At 69.6% G+C, this 22,267-nt stretch carries 13 protein-coding genes; 6 read left to right on the top strand and 7 right to left on the bottom strand.

The window, feature by feature from the left end; all coding sequences use genetic code 11:
• Window positions 1–1,081: 1,081 nt before the first annotated feature.
• Window positions 1,082–2,287 (top strand): flavin-dependent oxidoreductase, encoded by a 1,206-nt coding sequence (locus tag WME90_RS46680; protein WP_437278579.1) that lies wholly within the window; start codon window positions 1,082–1,084, stop codon window positions 2,285–2,287.
• A 112-nt stretch (window positions 2,288–2,399) separates the two neighbouring features.
• On the opposite strand, the gene WME90_RS46675 is transcribed toward WME90_RS46680, so the two are convergent.
• Both WME90_RS46675 and WME90_RS46670 read right to left on the bottom strand, forming a co-directional pair.
• Entirely contained in the window at window positions 2,400–4,001 is a 1,602-nt protein-coding gene (locus WME90_RS46675; RefSeq protein ID WP_437278578.1) for a PAS domain-containing protein, read from the bottom strand.
• Between the two features lie 421 nt (window positions 4,002–4,422).
• Window positions 4,423–7,188, bottom strand: coding sequence for a kelch repeat-containing protein (locus WME90_RS46670; RefSeq protein WP_437278577.1), 2,766 nt, complete (start codon window positions 7,186–7,188; stop codon window positions 4,423–4,425).
• 793 nt (window positions 7,189–7,981) lie between these two features.
• Here WME90_RS46670 and WME90_RS46665 point away from each other — a divergent pair.
• Entirely contained in the window at window positions 7,982–9,163 is a 1,182-nt protein-coding gene (locus tag WME90_RS46665) for a methyltransferase (protein ID WP_437283753.1), read from the top strand.
• A 148-nt stretch (window positions 9,164–9,311) separates the two neighbouring features.
• On the opposite strand, the gene WME90_RS46660 is transcribed toward WME90_RS46665, so the two are convergent.
• A complete protein-coding gene (locus tag WME90_RS46660) occupies window positions 9,312–10,088 on the bottom strand; it encodes a helix-turn-helix domain-containing protein (RefSeq protein WP_437278576.1) in 777 nt (258 codons plus the stop codon).
• A gap of 106 nt (window positions 10,089–10,194) precedes the next feature.
• On the opposite strand from WME90_RS46660, the gene WME90_RS46655 reads away from it, so the two are divergent.
• Window positions 10,195–10,944 (top strand): SDR family oxidoreductase, encoded by a 750-nt coding sequence (locus tag WME90_RS46655; protein ID WP_437278575.1) that lies wholly within the window; start codon window positions 10,195–10,197, stop codon window positions 10,942–10,944.
• 630 nt (window positions 10,945–11,574) lie between these two features.
• Window positions 11,575–12,591 (top strand): sugar-binding protein, encoded by a 1,017-nt coding sequence (locus tag WME90_RS46650; protein ID WP_437278574.1) that lies wholly within the window; start codon window positions 11,575–11,577, stop codon window positions 12,589–12,591.
• Between the two features lie 90 nt (window positions 12,592–12,681).
• Here the strand turns inward: WME90_RS46650 and WME90_RS46645 are convergent, their stop codons facing one another.
• Both WME90_RS46645 and WME90_RS46640 read right to left on the bottom strand, forming a co-directional pair.
• A complete protein-coding gene (locus WME90_RS46645) occupies window positions 12,682–15,168 on the bottom strand; it encodes a substrate-binding domain-containing protein (RefSeq protein ID WP_437278573.1) in 2,487 nt (828 codons plus the stop codon).
• Window positions 15,169–15,173: 5 nt separating this feature from the next.
• Window positions 15,174–16,187, bottom strand: coding sequence for a hypothetical protein (locus WME90_RS46640; protein WP_437278572.1), 1,014 nt, complete (start codon window positions 16,185–16,187; stop codon window positions 15,174–15,176).
• A 127-nt stretch (window positions 16,188–16,314) separates the two neighbouring features.
• Here WME90_RS46640 and WME90_RS46635 point away from each other — a divergent pair, with 127 nt between their 5' ends.
• A complete protein-coding gene (locus WME90_RS46635; RefSeq protein ID WP_437278571.1) occupies window positions 16,315–17,721 on the top strand; it encodes an MBL fold metallo-hydrolase in 1,407 nt (468 codons plus the stop codon).
• Window positions 17,722–17,783: 62 nt separating this feature from the next.
• On the opposite strand, the gene WME90_RS46630 is transcribed toward WME90_RS46635, so the two are convergent.
• Together WME90_RS46630 and WME90_RS46625 are read right to left on the bottom strand one after the other, a co-directional pair.
• On the bottom strand, window positions 17,784–19,325 hold the full coding sequence (locus WME90_RS46630; protein WP_437278570.1) for a spermidine synthase: 1,542 nt from the start codon (window positions 19,323–19,325) through the stop codon (window positions 17,784–17,786).
• Window positions 19,322–19,918 carry a fused MFS/spermidine synthase gene (locus tag WME90_RS46625; protein WP_437278569.1) on the bottom strand — a complete coding sequence of 199 codons (597 nt, stop codon included), beginning with the start codon at window positions 19,916–19,918 and terminating at the stop codon, window positions 19,322–19,324. The genes WME90_RS46630 and WME90_RS46625 overlap by 4 nt, the downstream gene beginning before the upstream one ends.
• A gap of 486 nt (window positions 19,919–20,404) precedes the next feature.
• Here WME90_RS46625 and WME90_RS46620 point away from each other — a divergent pair, with 486 nt between their 5' ends.
• The gene (locus WME90_RS46620) at window positions 20,405–22,150 is read left to right on the top strand and encodes a GAF domain-containing protein (RefSeq protein WP_437278568.1); all 1,746 of its coding nucleotides are present in this window, start codon (window positions 20,405–20,407) and stop codon (window positions 22,148–22,150) included.
• Window positions 22,151–22,267 lie beyond the last annotated feature (117 nt).

The following is a 22,267-nucleotide window of genomic DNA, read 5'->3' as shown; positions in this document are numbered from 1 at the left end:
CGACGGAACGTGCAACTGGAGTGAGCGCTCGACACGCCCTAACAGGATGGAGATGCCTTGCGGCTTGATCCCGTCCTTCGAGGCCCGAGCTCAAGGTGGTTTTCACCAGCGTGGCGCCGGTGCCAACGCTCGATCACGTCGACGAGGGTCGCGAAGATCCGGCCCAACGCTGCCCCGAGGCCAGGCGGAGGCTCGTCGCACAGCGTCGGTGCGACCGAGAGCCGCAGCCGGTCCTGGAGGATCTCCTGAGCGCGCCTGATGGATCGTGGATCCCGGCGGTCGTACCAGATGGCTTCGCCAAATGACTCGTTGGCCTCGGGGTCTTGGTCCTCCTCGGGCCCGAGGGACAGGATCACGGTGTGTCGTCCCAGTGTGGCTGGTGGATCGATCAGCATGTTCCTGAAAAACAGCCTGATTCGCGCCCGTGACAGATCGGTGGCGCAAGCGAAGACTCTCCGTTGCAGCGCGGCGCTCGCCCCGCAGGCCGTGGAGTGAACGCGGCCTCCTCAATGCACGGCTAAATTGCTGATACGACGTCACTTTTCGAGGAGAAACGCGGAACGCGCAAGGTTCTCCAGGTCAACCAGCGCGTGCAGTGTGGCTGTACGGTGGGACGGTGATGCCGCGAGCCCTTGGCCGCGGGCGATGCGGCGGCCGAGGGCACACCGCTGGGCCACGCCGGAGCCGCGCTCGGCGGAGAGACAGGCGGAAACTATCAAAACTGTTACTGTTTCCGGCAACCCAGGCTCGCTGCGGCGTGCAAAAGTACGCCGCAGCAAGCCAAACGACGCGGATGAGCCCATAGCGCGCGAACCCGCTCCCCGCTATAGAGCGCCAATAGAACAAGGAGTCTGCAGGAACACCGGCGCCTGACGCGGTCACGGACCGTGCGCTGTCACGGAACGTGTCCATCTCTTCGGGACACCAGGTTGCGGGCCAGCACGGATGCTCGACCACGAGGGTGGATATTTCAATGCTCGGCGGCCGCGATGATGACCCTCCGCGGCCGCCGTGCCGGCGATCGAGAGGGCGGCGGCTTCAACAAGGGGCGGCGTCGAGCCGCATGTCTACGGGAGGACTTATGCAAGTGATCGTCGCGGGCGCTGGGATCGGCGGCCTGGCCGCGGCTCTGGCGCTGCACGCCTCGGGTCATGAGGTGACGGTGTTCGAGGCGGCGCCCACCATCCTGCCGCTCGGGGTCGGCATCAATCTTCTGCCCCACGCCGTCGAGGCGCTGGGCGAGCTGGGTCTTTTCGAGGCCTTGTTGGCCCATGGGGTGGCGACCCGCGAGCTTGTCTATTTCAATCGCTTCGGCCAGCGCATCTGGGGTGAGCCCCGCGGCCGCTTCGCGGGTCATGCCGCGCCGCAGCTCTCCATTCACCGCGGCGCCCTCCAAGGCGTGCTGTTCGACGCCGCCGTCGAGCGGCTGGGCCCCGATCAGGTGCTCTGCGATCGGCGCCTCTCGGGCCACGAGCAGGGCGAAGGCCGCATCGTGGCGCTCTTCCGCGATCGCGCGGGCGCGGCGTGGGAGGTTCCCGCCGACCTCCTGATCTGCGCCGACGGCATCCACTCGGCGGCGCGCGCCGGCCTCTATCCGGACGAGGGGCCGCCGATCTACGGCGGTCGCATCCTCTGGCGGGCGACCACGCTGGCGGCGCCCTTCCTCACCGGCGCCAGCATGATCATTGCCGGGCATCAGGACCAGAAGTTCGTCGCCTATCCGATTTCCCCACCAGGGCCGGACGGCCGCCAGAGGATCAACTGGGCAGCCGATCTCGCGATCGCCAAGAACCTGCGACGGGAGGACTGGAACCGGCGGGGCGACCCCGCCGAGTTCCTGCCGAGATTCGAGGCCTGGCGCTTCGGCTGGCTGGATGTGCCCGAGCTGGTCCGGGGCGCCGAGGCGATCTACGAGTTCCCGCTTGTCGACCGCGATCCCCTACCGCGCTGGAGTTATGGGCGCATGACGCTGCTCGGCGACGCCGCCCATCCCATGTATCCGAACGGCTCCAACGGGGCGAGCCAGGCCATCCTGGACGCCCGCGCCCTGGTCCGCGCGCTCGCCGTCCATGCCGATCCGGTGGAGGCGCTGGCCGCCTACGAGGCCGAGCGCCTGCCCGCTACCGCCGCCATCGTCGCTGCCAATCGCCGCAACGGTCCGGAGCAGTGCATACAGATCGCCTATGAACGCGCGCCCGACGGCTTCGACCGTATCGAGGACGTCTTCGCCCCCGGTGAGCTGGAGGCCATCGCCGCCGGCTACAGGGTGCTGACCGGCCTGAAGTGAGCCACGGAGCCCCTCGTGCGCTGACGCAACGACATCCCGAGCGATGGATCTGCCACGCTCGACAGTAAACGAGCCCGCGCTCTTGGCAAAGGAGGGAAGGCGCCGGCGGCGCTCAGCGCCGCGCGGGCAGCGAGCGGAGGCTGACCTCGATCCCGGCGCGCAGATTGCCGTGCGTGGTGACGCCGGAGAGGTCGACCCCGAGGCCGCACATGGATTGGGCGACGGCGGGCCCGATGCCGGTGAGGATGCCGCTCGCGCCGAGCAGGCGGATAGCGCGGACGATGCGGACGAGGTGGTCGGCCGTCGCGGCGTCGACGCTCTCGATGCCGGTAACGTCGATGATGGCGAAGCGAGCGCCCGTGCGCACCACCTCGTCGAGGAGCTTGCTGGTGACGTCGGCCGCCCGGGCGTCGTTGAGCGCGCCGATGAGGGGCACGGCGAGCACGCCCTCGGCGACCTGGAGGACGGGCGTCGACAGGGCGCGGATGAGCGCCTGCTGGCGCTGGATGACCGCGAGCTGATCCGCGATGGCCTGCTTCTGCCGCTCGAGCTCGGCGATGGTGGCGGTCATGTGCTCCTCGTGCTCCCGCTGCGCCGTGATGTCGGTCCCAATGGCGAGGATGTGCGCTGTGCCGTCCTGCTCGACGAGAGGCACCTTGACGATCGACATCCACCGCGTCTTGCCGTTCGGGCGCATGACGGGGTGAACCCGCGAGACCGGCTGCATGCGCGCGAGCACCTCCCGGTCCATCTCGCCGATGACGGAGAGCTCGGCGTGGGAGCGCGGCAGATCGGCGACGGTCTTGCCCACCGCGCCATCCACCGTGGTGCCGTACAGCTCGGCGTAGCTCCTGCTGACGAGCTTCATCTTGCCGTTCCGATCCTTGACTGTCACGACGATCGGGATGGTGTCGAGCACGAGGCGGATGAACTGCCGCTCGCGCTCGAGCTCGAGCTCTGCCTCCTTGAGCGCCGTGGTGTCGATCCGCAGGCCGACGCAGCCGCCGTCGGCGAGGCGGCCGCTCTTGAGGGCGATCCAGCGGTCCCCGAACCGCCGCATGTAGACGTCCCCGGGGCGGCGATGCTCCGCGAGGCGAGCGGCGACCCACTCCTCTTCGCTGAGGCCGCTGTGGAGGTGGATCTCCTTCCGACAGCCCTCGCGGACGACGTCTTCGAACGTATTGCCTATCTGAATGGCGGCGGCGCATTCGGGGTAGAGCGATTTGTACGCCGTGTTGAAGAAGCGGAGCCGCTCCTCGGCGTCGTAGATGACGAAGCCGACGTCGAGCGCCTCGACGGCGGCGTGGAGGCGCGCTGCTTGATCGCGCTCCGCCCGCTCGGCCCGGCGCTGCTCGGTCACGTCGCGCAGCGTGAGGAGCACCGCGGCGCACGCGCCCGCGGGGTCGACGAGCGGACTGAGGCTCCCCTCGGCGAGGACGACGCGCTCGTTCGCGAGGTGGAGGGCGAAGTCGGGCGGCAGGGCGCGCGGGGCGCGATCGCGGAGCACCTGCTCGAGCAGCGCGCCGAGGGGCGGATCGGACCGCAGGGCATCGTCGACGAGCTCGCCGCGCACCGTCGCTCCGGGCGTGGAGGACAGGCGCTCAGCCGCGGGGTTCAGCGCCAGGATCCGGCCGCTTTCGTCGAGCAAGAGCAGCGGATCGACGCTGCAGCTGAAGGCGAGCGAGTAGAGATCGACAGGAGCGTCGCTAGGCATCGGGCAGGAGCGTAGAACAAGATCTCCTCACGGTGTTGGCCTCGGTGACCCCATGGCGCGTCCGCAGGTAGCGAGGCTTTGGCCGGGCTCGGCGAGGGCTCGAGCCCTTGGACCGCCGGACGATCGAGGCCATTGACGCCGCGCCGCCTGGACGATCACGTGCCGTGGCACACCGGCAGGCCGTCCTGACATTGCCCGCCCATGCACCCACACGCTGCGTGTTCCACCCTCCATTCCTTGCCTCTTCGCCGAGCTCCTCCGAGCGCCGAACAAAACCGGACCGAGCCAGGCGGCCGATCTGGCTGCCAGCGCGCCGCTCTTCCGGCGCTCGAAGGCGCCTTTCTCTCACATGCTGGAAGAGCGCGCTTCTCCGCGGAAAGCGCGCTCCTTCCGGCGAGCGGGCGCTACGGCACTGCTGGATTCAGGGCGAGTAGATCTCGACGTTCGACAGCCATGGGTTGCCGTCGTGTGTTTGGCCTCCCATGACCATCACGCTGCCGTCCCCGAGCTGGACCGCGGCGTGGAATACGCGAGCGTCGTGCATGGGGCTGGTCACCGTCCAGGCGTTCGAGGCGGGATCGTAGAGCAAGGCTGACGACAGGCGGCTCACGCCATGCAGAACGCTGGAGGTCTGGCCGCCTGCCATCAGCACCCGGCCGTCATTGAGCAGCATCGCGATGTGAGAGGAGCGGCCGACGGTGAGGGTCGGGCCGGGGGTCCAGGTGTTGGACGAAGGGTTATAGATCTCGGTGCTCGTCAGGGAATAGGTGGTGCTGTTGTTGCCGCCGACGACCAGCACGTTGCCGTTGCTCAACAGCGTCGCCGTATGATCCCAGCGCGAGACGCTCATCGAGGACGCGGACGACCAGGTGTTCGTTGCCGGATCGTAGATCTCGGCGGTCGCCAAGGAGCCGCTGGCGTTGCCGCCTCCCACGACCATCACCTTGCCGTTCGCGAGCAGCGTCGCGGTATGGGCGGCGCGAGGGGCGATCATCGGCGCCTTTGCGGTCCAGTTGTTGCCCGCCGGATCAAACATCAGGGTGGTCGCCATGACGGAGGAGTGGTTCTCGGGCCGCCCCCCGGTGATCAGCGCCTTCCCATTGTAGAGCAGCGTCGCAGTATGCTCGAACCGGGCGACGGACGATGTGCCCACGGACGCCCAGGTATTGGTCGCTGGGTCGTACAGCTCGGCGTTGTTCGTGGCGGTCGAGTCGGTACCTCCCGCGACAAGCACCTTGTTGTTCACGAACCCCGTGACGGTGGACCCCCAGGCGTGGGCTCTTGTCATCGGAGCGACCGATGTCCAAGTGTTCGTCGTCGGATCGTACAGGTCGCCGGCTCGGTTCAGCCAGTCGTCGGTGCCCGCAGCCAGCACCCGGCCGTCGTAGAGCCTCGTTGCGAAGGTCCCGATGTGAGCGTGGGCCATCGACGGTGCCATCACCCACAGCGTGGACGTGGGGTCGAAGATCTCGGCGCTCTGCAGGTTCACGATCGTGGAGGAGCTATACGAGCGGCCGCCCGCGATCACCACCTTGCCGCTGGCGAGCAGCGTCGCCGTGTGCTGGGCGCGCTTGTTGCTCATCTTCGGGAACTCGGTCCAGGTGTCTGTCGCCGGGTCGTAGACCTCGACGGTCGCGGTCGAAACCGACGGGTCCTGCACGACGTTTCCGCCCGTCACGAGCACCTTGCCGCTCGGGAGCAGCGTCGCGGCGTGCGAGATGCGCTCGACGCTCATCGGAAAGGCCGCCGTCCAGGCGAGGGTGGACGGGTCGAAGATCTCGGCGCTCGATAGCTCGGAAGAAGCCGTGTTGTAACCGCCCGTCACGAGCACCCGGCCGTCCTGGAGCAGCGTCGCGGTGTGGTGGTGGCGCGCGGCGCCCATGGCCCCGACCGTCGACCACGAGTTCGTGCTCGGATCGTAAATGACGGCGCTCGTATGGAACGTGCCGTTTGACCCGCCGGTCACGAGCACCCGGCCGTCCTGGAGCAGCGTCGCGCTGTGCGCGGAGCGGCTCGTGCCCAGCGGCGCGGCCGGTGACCAGGTGTTCGTCGCTGGATCGTAGAGCTCGGCGCTCGTCAAGGAAGCGGAGCCGCTGAAGCCGCCGGTCACGAGCACCCTGCCGTCCTGGAGCAGCGTCGCGGTGTGCCCATAACGCCGCGTGCCCAGCGACCCGGCCGGCGACCAGGTGTCCGTCGCCGGATCGTAGAGCTCGGCGCTCGCGAGGACCGAAGGCGAGGAGGAGGTAATTCCACCGACGACGAGCACCTTGCCATTGCTCAGCAGCACCGCCTTGTGGACGCGGCGGGCGGTGGTCAGCGACCCGGCCGATGACCAGGTGCCGGTGGCGGGGTCATAGCGCTCGGCGCTCGCCAGGATAGCGCTGTTGGCTCCCCCCGCGACAAGCACCGTGCCGTCCTGGAGCAGCGTCGCGGTGTGCGAGAAGCGCGCCGCGCTCATCGTGCCGGCCGGTGCCCACACCGGGTCGACCAGCGCAGGCTCGCCGCCCGCGTCGGCCCACAGCTCGAGCGTCGCCCCGCGCACCGTGAGGCGCGCGGCGATCGGACGGCCTCCGCGCGCGAACGCGGCCGGCGCCGTCACGCGCAGACGCGCGGTGCCGGTGTCGTCGACGACCTCGACCGCGTCGCCGTCTTGCCTCAGCGTCGCGCCCTCCACCTCCCACGCCGCCACGGGCGCGTCGGCGCGCGCGACGCCCGCGTCGAGCATCAGCCACTCTTCGTACCCGTCGTCGAGCGCAGCCCAGAACGATGTGCCGCCCTTGCGCGGATACGCCACCGCGCGCTCGACCGTGGCGCCCTCGCCCTCGGCGCCGATCTCCCGCACGAGCGCCTCGAAGCCGTCGGGCAGGCGAAGCCGGATCTTTTCCTCGCCGAGCGCGGGCAGCGTGGCCTCCAGCGCGCCGCGACCCCGGGGCGACAAGGTCTCGACGTCGAGCTCGCGGCTCAAGTCGCCGGCCCTGGCGCGCGCGAAGCCGCCTTCGATCGCAACCAAGGCCTCGCTGGTCTCCAGGACCTGCTGCGCCTGGTCGGGGAATTGGCGCCGCAGCTCGTCGCCTGCCGGCGGGTCGGGGTCGAGCGCGCAACCCACGCCGCCCACCGAGAGCGCTCCGCCGAAGATCAAAGAAGATAGAATGAACAGCCAGCGTTGAAATAGAGAATGGGAATGCATCAAGGAGCTCCTCTTCGCATCCGTTGTGTCGGCCTCGTGCAGCTTCGGGGAAGCTTCCGACGGACGGTGTCGCTACAAGCGACAGGCAACGGGCGTACCAGCTCAGGCGCGTCGGGGCGTTCGTCGGAGGAGCGGCGCCGAGCCCGGGCGGTCGCGGCTTCCGAGCGCCGCGACCGCAGCGGGCGCTGCGGAAGAACCGCTCCTTCACCTCAGGGCCACGGTTCGGCGGCGATCTTTGCCGAGTGGATAGTGCGATGTCACGCTGGCGCACGTGACAGGCCATGCCGCGTGAGAGACATGTCACGTGACATGTCACGCTGTCTCCGTGACATGTCACGTGACACGTCACGCTGCCCGCCACGTCGAGCGCCACGTCGCCGCCGACCGCGGGGAGCTCCTGCGAGGCTCACACCGTCGCGGCGCGCGCCTCCGGGCGCCGCTCATGAGGGACTCCGAGCTTGAGCGGAGGTTGGCAGCCATGCTCGACAGAGCGATTCGCTGGAGGCAATCCGCTCTGGCGGGCGGCAAACAGGAAGTGGTCGAGCCGCTTCCGGCCCTCGGGAACTTCTACGCGTATCTCTGCTGACTGGTCCTCGACGAGTGAGGCAAGAGCGCGGTCGATGAAGCATCATCGAATGTGGCGTCCGCATCGTTGCCCCTGCTGGTTTCTGCAACTCCCAACCGTGGCCGCGCAATAGGACACGTCGGAGGCGCTCCCCCGTCGCAGGATCGACCTTGCGGACGCCCGTGTTTCTATGATGCTCAGCCCCCGGGATTGCCTTACAGTCGGTCCATGCACGACCTCCAGACGGCGTCTGCTATCCCCTCCATTCCACATAGCCCGCTTCCGCCCCCGTCTCCGAGCCCCGTAGGCCTGGGGCCGAAGCCATTGCCCAACCCGCCGCCCGCGTTCCTGCTGCGCTTCGGGATGGGGCTCAGGCGCACATTGCTGCGGCTCGCCGACCTCGTGACGCCGGCGCACATCGCGATGATGGATCGCTCCCTCGGCCTGGTCTACACCTCGATGATCTCGGTGGTGGCGCGCCTGGGCATCGTTGATCTCCTCGAATCCAGCCCCCAGAGCGCCGAGCAGCTCGCTCGACAGACGGGCCTGCACGTCGACGCGGTGCTGCGGGTGCTGCGCGCGCTCGTGTCCGTGGGGATCTTTCGGCGTCTGCCCGACGGTCGCTTCGCGAACAACCGCCTCTCGCGCGCCCTGAAGGGAGGGCGGCTCGATCGGATGCGCGAGTGGGTCACCTACTTCGGTTCGCAGTCCAACATCGCGGCGTGGAACGACCTCGAGCGCACCGTGCGCACGGGCCACAACGCCTTCGAGCGGGTGTTCGGCATGGATGTCTGGCAGTGGTTCGACGGCCACCCGGACGAGCGCGAGATGTTCGCGCAGGCCATGATGGGCATCACCGTGGCGGACGCGCCGGTCATCGCGACGCTCTACCCCTTCCACGAGCTCCGAACCGTGTGTGATGTCGGAGGCGGGCGCGGCACCCTGATGTCCGAGCTGTTGGTGCGCCATCCCCACCTGCGCGGCATGCTCGTCGACGGCGAGGGTGTGCTCGAGTCCGCCCGAGAGCTGCTGGCGCGGCGCGGCGTGTCCGATCGGGTCGAGCTTTGCCCTGGCAGCTTCTTCGAATCCGTCCCCGAGGGTGCCGACGCGTACCTGCTCAAGAGCGTGCTGCACGACTGGGACGACGCGCGCTGCAAGACCATCCTGACCACGGTGCGACGTGCGATGAAGCCCGGGCAGCGACTCCTGCTGGTGGAGCTGCTCGCCCCCCGTCACGACAATGACAAGGTGGCTGCGTTCCTCGACGTGCACATGATGATGGTCTGCTCGAACGGTCGAGAGCGCTCCGTCGAGGAGCTGCATGCTCTGTTGCGCGCTACGGGGTTCGAAGCAGCGCGACTGTTCCCCTACCCCACCACCAACGTGATCGAAGCCGTGGCGGTCGAGTAGCCGAGTCCAATTGTGAGCGAACCGGGTCGTGTCCGGCAACGTCCCGATGAGGCGCCCGCGCCGTGTCGCCCACGCGCGGCGCCTCCGGCAACGCGTCCTCCGCACCCCCTCCACGCGCCCCCACCCCCCGGAAAGGCGAGTGCGCCCCCTACCCCGCGACGCTCATCCTCGCGTTCCCGTACCTCGCCGGCGTCATTCCGACGATTTTCCTGAAGTGCCGCGTGAGCTGGCTCTGATCATAGAACCCGACGCGAGGGGCGAGCTCGGACGCTCTCACCCCCTGGGTGAGGAGCTGTCGGGCGCGCCGGACGCGGAGGTGGGTGAGGTACATGTGGGGAGGCATGCCGATCTGGGCTCGGAAGGCGCGGCAGAGATGAAATTTGTCGAGGGAGGCGTGAGCCGCGAGGTCGTCGAGGGTGATGGGCTCGGCGAGGTGCTCGTGGAGGTACTCCATCGCGCGGCGGACGGGGCGTGTGTGGTCGGAGCGGGCGCTGGACAGGCGGGCGAAGGTGGCGATGGCCTCGGCGAGGGCGACCTCGAGGGAGAGGCGATCGGCTCCGGCGCAGATGGCGTCGTGGAGGCGGTGGAAGGGGGCGGCACGCTCGTCCCCGGCTTCGAGGTGGGGGATGGCGACGACCTTGCCCGCGTCGCGGGCGCGGGCGATGTCGTTCGCGGGGAGAACGACGGCGGTGAAGACGGTGGGCCCCTGGAGAGCGAGGTCACGGTGAACGTCGCCGGGCTCCTTGACGAGGATGGAGCCGGAGGTGCTACGCCACGCATTGCCTCGCCCCCACCACTCGATGCCGCCGCGCTCGATGCGGGAGACGGCGTAGTACTCCTTGACGCCGGCGCGGAGGGTCTGGGTGGTCGTGCGGAGGACGCGGAGGCCAGGCACCGAAACGGGGAGCTCGACGGAGTCCGTCATGTCGGGACGGTAGCGCGCGCGGGGGAGCGGGGCTTGGGCATTCTTGGCGGATAGAGCGCGCCAAGGATCGCCTAGTGAGCGCTCGGGGCGGCCGTACATAGGGGCCATGCACGACAAACTCGTCGCCCTGGTAACCGGGGCAAACAAGGGAATCGGTCTTCAAATCGCAAAGCAGCTCGCCGGGCGCGGCTTCACGGTGCTCGTCGGGTCGCGGAACCGAGAGCTCGGAGAGGCCGCCGCGAAGAGCGTCGGGTCCGGGGCGCGCGCGGTGCAGCTGGACGTGACGAACGAGGCGTCGATCGCGGCGGCGGTGGCGTGGATCCGGAGCGAGCTCGGGCGCCTGGACGTGCTGGTGAACAACGCCGCGATCTCGCGCGCCGGAGAGGCGGGGGCGCCGTTCGAGGAGCTGCTGAAGGCGAGCCGACCGAGCGTGGCGCCCGTCGCCGAGGTGCGGGCGATCTTCGAGACGAACGTGTTCGGGGTGATCGCGGTAACGCAGGCGATGCTGCCGCTGCTCCGCGAGGCGCCGGCGGGGCGGATCGTCAACGTGTCGAGCGAGGTGGGGTCGTTGGCGAAGCAGAGCGATCCGTCGAACCCGAACCGGATGACGAATGCGACGTACGTGCCGTCGAAGACGGCGCTGAACGCGATCACGGTGGCGTTCGCGAACGAGCTGCTGGGGACGCGGATCAAGGTGAACGCGGCGTGCCCGGGGTTCACCGCGACGGATCTGAACGACTTCAGGGGGACGCGCAGCGTGGAGCAAGGGGCGCGCGAGCCGGTGCGGCTGGCGCTGCTCGACGCGGACGGGCCGACGGGCAGCTTCTCGAACGAGGAGGGACCGCTGCCCTGGTGAGCGACGTGGCTCGGCGCCCGTCGCGGAGCCGGTATCGACGGATGGTTCGGCGGAGAGGCCGGCCACGCTCTCAACGTTGCGAATGCGGCTACAGCTTCGTTCACGGCGCGTAGCTGCATTCTCCGAGCGAGCATCATCCAAGGAGGCGCGCAGCCGAGGAGTCGTCGTCTCTGGCACGACGATACCTGATCTACCGCTGTGGCCTCGTCATGCTCATAGGCATCGTTGCCGCCATCGTGCACATGGCCCGCTCGTGCCGGTGACGCTTGCCCAGCCGCTCGACGCCGCCTCTCCGCGCGCTCCCCCCATGGCCCTCGGTGCGCCTCCCGCGCACCACGTGGCCGCCCTGCGGACACACCCTCAGCGGCAACCTTACATTCATGAGATTCGCACCGCACATCCCACGTGCCTCGCCTCACTGGTTATCCAGATCTGGTGAGCTCGCACACGCCCGCACGATGCCGGAACAGATGAACCTGCGCTTCACCCCGGTGATCTGCCCGGGTCGTTCACACGAGGCGCGACATCGGCGAGGTGAGTCGCTAGCATCGCTCCGGGGATCACCGATGTCGCGGGGCCGGGACGTCGTCTCGACGCACGCTTCGCTCAGACGAACCGGGGAGGACTGCCATGGATCATCAGAAGGGTCTCTGGAAGCTCGCATGTGCGGCGTTCGCCATGCTGTCGATGGCGTCGATCGCGGGCTGCGATCAGGGAGGTGGGGGCGAGGTCAGCGGCAAGGGCGACGGCAAAGAAGCCACGGCCAAGGTGGTCAAGATCGCGTTCGTGACGAACGGATCCAGCGACTTCTGGAAGATCGCGTTCGCCGGTGTGCGCAAATACGAGCGAGAGGCCAAGATCCAAGTGGACCTCAAGGTGCCGCAGAACAGCACGCCCACGGAGCAGAACCAGCTCCTCGAGAGCCTCGCCAGCCAGGGCTACGACGCCATCGGCGTGAGCGTCCTGGCGCCGGACGATCAGGTGACCGTGCTCAACAAGGTCGCGGAGAAGGTCAAGCTGATCACGTTCGACTCCGACGCCCCGAAATCGAACCGGCTGCTTTACATCGGCACGAACAACTACGAGGCCGGCAAGGTGCTCGGCAACGAGATCGTGAAGCTCCTGCCGAACGGCGGGAAGATGGCCGCCTTCGTCGGCATGTTCGCGGTCGACAACGCGGCCCAGCGCCTCAAGGGCATTCAGGACGTGGTCACCCCCCACAACATCCAGCTCGTCGACAAGCGCGAGGACAACACCGACCTCGCCAAGGCGCGCACGAACGTGGAGGACATCATCAACGCCCACCCGGACCTCGACGTCGCGACCGGCCTCTGGTCGTACAATGGGCCGGCCATCGTCGCCGCCGTCGAGGCGCTCGGGAAGAAGGGCAAGGTCCTCCCGGCCGTGTTCGACGAGGAGGACGCGACGCTCGCCGGCATCGAGAACGGCACCGTCGCCTGCACCGTCGTGCAGAAGCCGTTCCAGTTCGGTTACCTGGGGAGCAAGTGGCTCCACGACCTCGCGACCAAGGGCGACGAGGCCATCGCCGCCATCCCCCCGAGCAAGGTGATCGACACCGGGGTCGACGTGATCAACAAGGAGAACGTCGCGCAGTTCAAGGCCACGCTCGCCGAGATGAAGAAGTAGTTAGGTCCCCCGGCGGCTCGGGCGCGCTCCTCGACGGCAGGATGCCTGGGCTCGACGGCCCGGCTCCTGGCCGCCCCGTATCGGCTCGGCTCAGGAGGGCTGGTGGTGCGGTGAGCGGCGATAGACGATCTGGCCGCCGGTCTTCGACAGCGCGTATGCGAACCCGAGCTCCAGGGTCGAGCGGGTGATGAGGCTCCCGAGCTCCACGCCCTGCTCCACCATCAGCTGCGCCGCCGCCGGCGTGACGCCGACGAGAACGACCTCGGCGCCGAGCAGCCGCGCTGCCCGCGCCGCCCGCAGGAGGTGCTCCACCGACGCGGCGTCGACGACCGCCATCCCCGTGACGTCGACGAGCACCACGCGCGCGTGGTGCTCGGTGATGTCTTGCAGCATCGACTCGATGAAGCGGCCGGACCGCTGCGCGTCCATCGTCCCGACGATCGGCATCACGAGGATGTCCCGCGCGATGGGCACGACCGGGCTCGAGAGCTCGCGGATCGTGTCGAGCAGCGACTCCTGGTGCCGATTCGCGCGCTCGAGCTCATGGGTCCTCTCGGTGATCCGGTGGACGAGCCGATCGTTCTCGATCGCCACGGCCATCGTGTCGACGATGCGCTCGATCATCGTGAGATCGTCGAGCGAGCACGCCGCCCGGCGCCCGCTCTCCAGGACCAGGGCGCCAAACGCGGACCCGCCGGCGAGCAGCGGGACGCCGACCAGGGTATGCGCCCCTTTCCCGCGCGCCTCGACGACATCGGGCGCGTCGTGGAGCTCGCTCGAGTGCGTGTCGACGATGATCGGCCGGGCGGCGCTCAGCACCCGCCCGACCATCGACCTCGCGTCGAGAGGGGCTCGCTCCTCGCGGTATCCCTCGTTCCCCGCGTCCACGGTGACGAGGAGGAGCTCCTTCGCGCGGCTCTCGTAGGGGAGCTGCTCCCTCCGCTTCGCCGCCTTGCGGTTCGCGTCCAGAGGCAGGTAGTCGGAGAGGGGGAGCGACCAGGGCGTGCGCTCGATGGTCACGACGTCGATGCCGGTGTCGATGAAGCGCAGCGCGGACCCTCCCCCGGAGCCGGCGCGCATGGGCAGCCCGGCCAGGGCCGCCTCGACGCCCTTCGACAACATGTCGTGGAGCACCCGCACCGCGCGGTAGCCCATCTCGTGCTCGCGCTGGACCAGGACCGCGTGGATTGTCCCTTCCCGGAGCATCGCGAGCGTGTCCGTGAGGAGATCGAAGGCGACGATCTTGAGCTCCCCCGCCCGCCCCAGCGCCCTCGCGGCCGCAGCCCACGACAGGCCGTTCTCGGCGCAGACGCCGAAGGCGCCGGCGATCCCTCCGGTCTGCACGGCCTCCCGGGCGATCCGCATCCCGAGCTCGATGTCGAACCGGTCCTCGGCCGGCGGCTGCAGGTCGAAGGGCGCGCGCGTGCCCGAGACCGCCGCACGGAACGCCTCGATGCGCTCGCGGCTGTTGATGGCGCTGAGCCAGAACGTCAGCGCGCCGATCTTGCCTCCGCCCGGGAGCAGCCGGGCCATCGTCTCCGCGGCGAGCCGCCCTGCCGCCACGTTGTCCGTGCCGATATAGGCCTTGGCGCAGCTGCCCTCGGCGGGCGGCGTGTCGATCGTGACCACCGGGACCCCGGCCTGCGCCGCCCGACGGATCGCCGGCTCGAGGACCTCCGGGGTGATCGGCGCCACGGCGATGCCGTGCACGCCCCGATCGATGGCGTCCTCGAGGATCCCGCGCTGCTCGACGGCGCTGTGGGCGGGGGCGTTGCGGACGTCCACGTGGATGCCGACGCTGCGCCCCGCGACGAGGGCGCCGTCACGAAGGTTGTTCCAGAACGCCAGCGGCGATCGGTGCGGGACGTGGTAGATGCGGATCTCTCGGGCCGCGGCGTCGCCGCGCGCGCCCCCGACGGGAGCGTCGCTCAGCAGGACGAGGTGCACGGAGCGCCATTGCGACCCGAGCTGCACGCTCTTGATGCCTTTCGAGATCATGTCGACGAGCTCGTGCGTGCTGGTCCGCGCGGCCACCGCGTTCAGCACCGCCTCGAGCACGCGGACCTCCTGGGCCGACCGCGCCTTGTCGTTGTAGAGCTCTCGCCGCTCCAGCGCCGCGCCGGCGCTCGCGGCCAGCGCGCCGAGCCGCGCCCAGCCCTCGCCGGAAGGCGCCTGCCCGACCGGCTGCTCGACGGCGAGCACGCCGATCGTCTGTCCCTGCACGTGCACCGGGGTGAGGAGCACGACCGCGCCCGCGGGCACGAGGTGCAGCGCCGACGCGCCCGGCAGGTGCTCGCGGTACCAGTCGGCGGCCGCCATGACCCGAGCGCCGTCCGCGGAATCAGGCGTCGAGAGCGTCGAGAGCGTCGAGAGCGTCGCGATCACCGTGGGCGGCACCGCGCCGCCGACGATCTCCTGCGGGCTCGCCAGCACGCCAGCGAGGCCGACAGAGGCCTTGTAGACAAGCTGCTCCCCGTCCCGGGCCAGGAGGCTCCCACGCTGCGCGGAGGGCACGGCGCCCACGGCGTCCATCACGATGCGATGCAGCGTTGCGTGAAGATCGAGACCGGTGACCATGCGCCTCACGTCCCCGCAACTCCCCGACGACGGCGCGGACGCACACCAGTGGGCGTGATCGAACGGCACGTTGTCAAGGGAGGACCGAGCCGCCTCGGGCGCCGCTCGTCCGCGCGTGGGCTCGCTGACGGAGCCTTGCTGCTCGCCAGCGAATGCGGGCTCTTCCGAGATCGCCCGCGCGCAGCGGTCGCGCGTCGAAGCGCCCGGGAAGCCTCTGGTAACGCGCTGTCGGCGAGCAGCAGGCCTGTGCCTCGCCTGGTCACCCGCCAGATCACGCCCGTATGGGCGTAGGCGACAACATAGCTGCGTGTTGCCGTGTTGTTGCCGAAGTCGAGCACATAGAGGCTCTTGCCGTCCGGGCTGAACACGCAATCCACGGGCCGCTCGATTCCGCCGCTGCCTGGGGTGCCGGAAGCGGGACCGGGAGCCCGATTTCGCAGGAAGGGCTCCCCCGTGCCGGCCGCGATGTCGCAGCGGACGACCTGGAAGCCCCGGCCCAGCGCAGCCTCGCGGTTTGTGTTGAGCGGCGCATAGGTGCCGAACTGGCAGACGAAGGCGTGGCCGCGGAAGCCGAACGCATCCGAGCGGCTGACGGTGAGCTTCCCGAGCGCCGTGTGAGGCGGGAACAGGAAGGCGGCGGGGCCGGCCCAAGGCGGCGGGTCCTTCAGGAAGGGCTCGGCCGCTTTACCCCGGTTCGGACGATGGAGCTCGTGCCAGGCGGGGAGTCCGTCGCCGCAGAGGTCCGGATAGCCGAACCACTCGGGCTCTTTGACCTCTCCGGGCGGGACACGAGCGTTCTTGATCCGCCAGATGCGGTCCGGGTCCTCGCCGATGGCGCGCTCGCCCTTCTCCTCGAAGTCGTTGTCGGTGGCGTAGAGGTGGCCGTCTTCCCCGAAGGCGAGCCCAAAGGGGTTGCGGATGCCCCAGGCGAGGAGCTCGAGCTCGCTCCCGTCGGGCCTGGAGCGCCAGACGGCCGAATTGCACTCGAGCTGGCCCTTGACGACTTGGCCCTTCGTCACGGGCGTGCCGAAGGGCTGGAAGGGTCCGGTTTCGGCCTGGCAGCGCGGCATCAGAGACCGTGGCAATCGAGCTTCAACGCCTCGAATCAGCGGGCTTTCTCGACGGTGCTGGCGCTATCATCGCACCGTGCACCTCGAGTTCATCGGCGCCGCCCAGACCGTCACCGGATCCATGCACCTCCTGAAGACGCGTGACGCCACCGTCCTCCTCGACTGCGGCCTCTACCAGGGCCGCCGCGCCGAGTCCTTCGAGCGCAACCGCCACCTGCCGCTCCCGGTCCACGAGATCGACGCCGTCGTCCTCTCCCACGCTCACATCGATCACTCCGGCGCCTTGCCGAGCCTCGTGAAGAGCGGCTACGAAGGCCCGATCTACGCGACCCCCGCCACGCGCGACCTCGCGGCGGTCATGCTGCGCGACGCCGCCGCGATCCAGGTCTCCGACGCGCGTTACCTCAACCGCCGCGCCGAGGAGCAGGGGAGCGACGCGCCGCGCGTCGAGCCGCTCTACGACGACGACGACGCGGTCGAGGCGATCGCCCGCTTCATCGCCGCGCCTTACCACCACCCGATCTCCATCGCGCCGGGCGTGCGGCTCACCTTCCTCGACGCGGGCCACGTGCTCGGCAGCGCCGTCTCGCTGCTCGACGTCGTGGAGGGCGACGCGCACAGGCGCGTCGCCTACACGGGCGATCTCGGCCGCCACGGGCGCCCGATCTTGCGCGATCCCGAGGTCGCCGAGCGCGCGGACCTGCTCGTCTGCGAGAGCACCTACGGCGATCGCCTCCACACGGGGACGGATGAGCTCGACGAGGATCTCGCGCGCGTCGTCCGGCGGACGGCCGAGCGCGGCGGCAAGCTCTATATCCCCACGTTCGCGCTCGAGCGCGCGCAGGAGGTGATCTTCGCGCTCAAGAAGCTCCGCCGGTCCGGCCGCATCCCGCAGCTCCCGGTCTATGTCGACTCGCCGCTCACGGTGAAGATCACCGACGTCTTCCGGCTCCACCCCGAGTGCTTCGACGTCGAGACCCGCGCGCTCCTTCGCAACGCGGGCTCGCCCTTCGACTTCGAGGACCTGCGCTACGTGGAGGACGTCGAGGGCTCGAAGGCGATCGACGCCGAGCCCGGGCCCTCGATCGTCCTCGCGGCGAGCGGCATGTGCGAGGCGGGCAGGATCCTCCACCACCTGAAGTCCGGGATCGAGGACCCGAAGAGCACCGTGCTCATCGTCGGTTATCAGGCGCAGCACACGCTCGGGCGGAGGCTGGTCGAGCAGCGATCGCGGGTGAGGATCTTCGGCGTCGAGCGGGAGCGGCGGGCCGAGGTCGTGGTCCTCAACGGCTTCAGCGCGCACGCGGATCAGGGCGACCTGCTCCGCTACGCGGACCGCTGCCGCGAGCGCGGCCCGCTCGGCAAGATCGCGCTCGTGCACGGCGACCCGCGGCCGCAGGAGATCCTCGCGGGCCTGCTCCGCGCGCGCGGGCACGGTGAGGTCGTGATCCCGGCGCCCGGCGATCGACTGGAGATCGCCTGATCGACGCGCGCGTTGATCTTCCCTTCTGTTGATTTCCTCGGAGCTCCAGCGTGATCTGTGCGCTAGGGGTACGTGCCGAACGCCCACCATTCGGTCGCCATGTTGTCGTCGGTGATGATCGGGTCATCCTGCGTCCGCAGCAGGATCGACTCCCGACCTTCCCAGGTGGGTCCGCCGCGCCAGTCCTGTTCTCTCAGCAGATCCAGCTGCGCGGCGCTGCTGCCGGCGGGCAGCACGGGGCGGCCGTCGATACGCCAGGCGTCGAGCTTCCTCTCGAAGCGCGCGTGGTCGATGGTGATCGGACCGTCGCTCGCGATCAGCATGTTCTGGTAGCGGAGGGCGTGGGGGAAGACGGTCGCTCCGGTCTTCTGAGCCGCGGTGGACATGGTGGTGTTGTAGTAGAGCGCGCCGCCCGGCTTCAGGTGCCGGCGGGACAGCTCCATCATCTCTCGGGAGAGCAACATCGAGGCATACGAGCGCCAGTGCACGATTGTGTTCTCGATGATGACGTCGAAGCGCCGCGAGGTCCGCCCCAGGTAGCGCCGACCATCGTCGATGAGGAGCTCCACCTTGGGGTTGTCCAGCGCGCTCGCGACGACGGGCGCGCGCCGCGCCGCCTCGACGAACCCGGGGTTGATCTCGACCACGGTGAGGTGCTCGACGTCGGGGTCGTTCGCCAGCGCCTGAAGCCAGGAGCCGGACCCGAGGCCGACCATGAGGATGTCGCGCGGCTGGGGATGGAACGCGGACACCAGATAGGCCCGCAGCACCCTGTTCTCGTCCTTTTCCGGCAGCGGGCTGACGCTGGTGATGCCCTCGTAGGATCCGCCGCCGTACACCGTGCCCGACCGGGAGACCGTGACGACGCCTTCGCGACGCTCGATGACGTGGGCGAAGCGACCGTGTTCGCGGTGTTCCTCCCCGTAAAGGAGCTTCTCGTAGAGGTCGCCGTAGAGCGTTGGCGCCGACCCCACGAAGGACCCGATGGCGGCGGCCAGGATGGCGCCGCTGAACACGCGCGAGCGCGCCGTCGTCGACGCGGAGAGCATGAGCATCACGCCGATCGCGGCGCCCGCGATCGCGAGGGCCACGTTCAGCTCGCGCAGAGGCAAGAGATCCAGCAGCACGAGGCCAGTGACAAGGCTGCCCAGCGTCGAGCCCACGATGTTGCCGACGTAGACGTAGGACAGCCGCGCGCCGGCCAGCTCGTCCGCGCGGATCCCGAAGTGGCACAGGAGCGGGAACCCCGCGCCGAGGCAGGTGCTGGCGAGCGCGAAGACAGGCAGCGTCGAGGCCGGCTCCACACCGCGGCCGACGAGGTGCGCGACCGCGGGGGCCACGAGGAAGGCCGCGAGCGCCCCGGCGAAGATCACCCCGCCCACCCGGTAGAGCTGTCCGGAGCGCTCCGCCGCCTCGCTCCGGCAGTAGCGACCGGCGAGGAGCGATCCGCCGGCCAGACCGGCGAGGTAGGCCGCGAGCAGAAAGCCGAAGGCGTCCGGAGCGCCTTCGGTCGCAAAGCCGTAGACCCGGACCCAGAGGACCTCGTGCGAGAGCGCGAGATAACCGCCGAGCGTGGCGACGAGGACGGCAACGAGGAGCCTCATGGCTCGCCGCGACGCCCTCGGCGCAGAACCATCACGAGCACACCGAGGAATACGTTGAGCGCCGCGGCGACCTCCGCCGTGGCCCGGAGGCCCAGCCCGCCCAGCAGGTAGCGCGCCGCCAGAAAGGCACCGAACGCAGCGCCCAGCGTGTTGGTGAAGTATAGGTTACCTAGCGAGCGACCGACGTTACGCGATCGCGACGTGGCGTGCGCGACCAGGAGGGGAAGTGTGGCTCCCATCAGCATGACCGGGAGCACCACGAGCAGGAAGGCCACCCCACCCGTGGCGACATGGCCAATGCCGTGCGTGACCTCTGCGATAAGGGCGAAGAGGCGAAGGCTGAAGGCGCCGTAGAGGCCTATCCCGAGCTCGGAGAGCGCAAACAGCGTCACCGCAGCTCGCGGGTACCGGCGCGAAAGCGCCCCACCCGCGAGGCTCCCGAGGCCGAGGCCAAGCATGAACGCGGTGACGACGATCGTGACCGACAGGATGTCGACGCCGTAGATCGCGTAGAGCGCGCGCTGCCAGACGACCTGATACACAAGCGCTGCCGAGCCCGAGAGGAAGAACACCGGGAAGAGCCAGGGCTCCATGGCTTGCGCCTTCAGCTGCTCGGCGGCCGGCGGGGCGAGCTTGGTCGAGAGGGTCTGCGAAGGCATGCCTGCGGCCCTTGGGGCCACTCCGGGAGATCAGGTGGCCATGATGCCCTCACAGAGCGGCCTGGCAAGCGCATTTTTGGTGTCCGGAGCGCCAGCGGGGTCTCGCCTCACCCGAGCCCCGCAGGCTGTGGAGCGAACGCGGTCTCTTTGATGCCACAGAGGCCGTCGAGAGGCTCCCGCCGACCGCTGTGGCCAAGATAAACCACCCAGTCGTCGATTCCACCGAGGAGGCCCTCCGGCTCGCTCCGCCAAACGAGCGCAGTAATCGGCGCTCGAACCGGCGTGCGGCGTGGCACGCGACCGATCCGTGTCGCGGTCGACGACGTACGCGGGCGTGGCGTCGCACAGCGAGGTGCAGGCGCAGTACGGCGACGGACGCGTCAGGTTCCACCTGGCACGAACGAGGCGTAGCATGGACGGATGACGGACTCGGACGACCTCCCATCGCCCGCGGCGCTCCACGGGACACGCGATGAGATCCCTGCGCCGCTGGCGTCCCGGCAAGCGCCGGCGACCGCGTTAGGGCCTGACGGACCCCAGCACAGGCTGCCGGCGAGCGACGGCGCGCGTGAGGTCGGCGGGACGCCGGCGCCTCTCGACCTCGTGCCCGCCATGATCGCGGCGACCCGCGCGATCACGTGCGCGACCGACGAGGCGTCCCTGTTCGCAGCGGCCATCGAGAGCCTGGGCTGCCTGGGCCACGACGCCTTCTACCTCAGCAGGTTCTGCGATGACGCGAACAGCGTCCTGGAGATCGTGGGCGTCTGGAAGCGCGGCAGCGCGCCGCCCGTCCCGGCCGGCACGCGCCTGCAGCGCTCGGCCTACCCCGGCCTGGAGAAGATCGCCGCGGGCGATCCGATCCTGTATGAGGACTGCGCCACCGACCCGCGTCTCCACGAGGCGACGCGGCGCCTCATGGTCGACAAGATGGGCATTCGCTCGATGGCGCTGTTCCCGCTCATGCACGGCGACCGGCTCCTTGGCTCCCTGTCGGCCAACTACGGCGCGCCTCACGTGTACTCGCCGGAGGAGCGGCAGCTCTTGACGCTCGTCGCCCAGCTCTCGGCCGTGACGCTGCTCGGCATCCGGAGCCGCAAGCAGATCGACGAGAAGGTCCGGCTGGTGCAGGCGCTCTACCGCGCCGGCGACGCCGTCGCCGTGATCTCCGAGGAGGCGCCGCTGCTCGACAGGACGGCGGAGCTCCTCGTGAACGAGGTCGGCTATCCGATCAGCTGGATCGGGCTCGTGGACCACGAGCGCGGCGTGCTCGCGTCCCGCGCCGGGCTCGGCAGGGACTTCGGATACGATCTCTCCACCTTGCACCCGCTGGACAGCCCTGGGAACGCGGCGGTCGCAGCGTTTCATCAAGGCCATCCGGTGGTGCGCCACGATCTCCACGAGCGCCGCGAGGCCGAAGCCTGGGGTGAGGCCGCCACGAACGCCGGCCTGCGGACCGGGGTGTACGTGCCCCTCCGCGCGGGCGGAGAGGCGCTCGGGGTGCTGGGCGTCGGCAGCTCGGACGAGCGCATGACCGAGGACGAGGTCGCGCTCATCGCCGCGTTCGGGAACCAGCTCGCCGCCGCGATCCTCCGGGCGCGGAGGGACCGGGAGCGGACCGAGCAGCTCGCGCAGCTCGAGCAGGCCTACGACCGCCAGGCGCGGCTGCTCGAGGTCGTGCGCGAGCTCTCGACGCCCGTTATCCCGGTCCACGACGGGATCCTGGTGCTGCCGCTCGTGGGCACGGTCGACTCGAACCGGAGCGAGCAGATCATGGGCTCGCTGCTCTCCGCGATCGAGCGCGAGCGGGCCACGGTCGTCCTCATCGACGTCACCGGCGTCCCGATGGTGGACACGGGCGTCGCCGACCATCTGCTCCGGGCCGTCCGCGCGGCAGCGCTGCTCGGCGCCGAGGTCGTGCTCGTCGGCATCGCGCCCACCGTCGCGCAGACCATCGTGCAGCTCGGCGTGGACCTGAGCGGCGTGACCACCCGCAGCGATCTCCAGGCGGGCATCGCCCACGCCCTGCGGCGGCGGGGCCTGGAGATCCGCCCGCTCCAGGCCGCCGCGGCGGCGCCGCCCGGCGCCGGCGAAGCCAGGCTCCGCAGGTCCGGTGAAGCGCTCGCGAGAGGAGGAGGCCCTCCACAAGGCGGATCACGTCGACGCTGAGCCCATCTCGTTGCCAGCGATCGAGCACGGTACCGCGACCTCACCCTGGGTCGCTGCCCTGCGGCCGGAGCTGTCGAGCGACAGTAACGGTTCCCTTCCTCGAACGTCGCCGTTCCA

The organism is Sorangium sp. So ce375, assembly GCF_051473855.1.
In the GTDB taxonomy this organism is placed as follows: Bacteria; Myxococcota_A; Polyangia; order Polyangiales; family Polyangiaceae; genus Sorangium.
The sequence above is the reverse complement of the archived record's forward strand: the minus strand, read 5'-3'. Positions and strand labels throughout refer to the sequence as shown.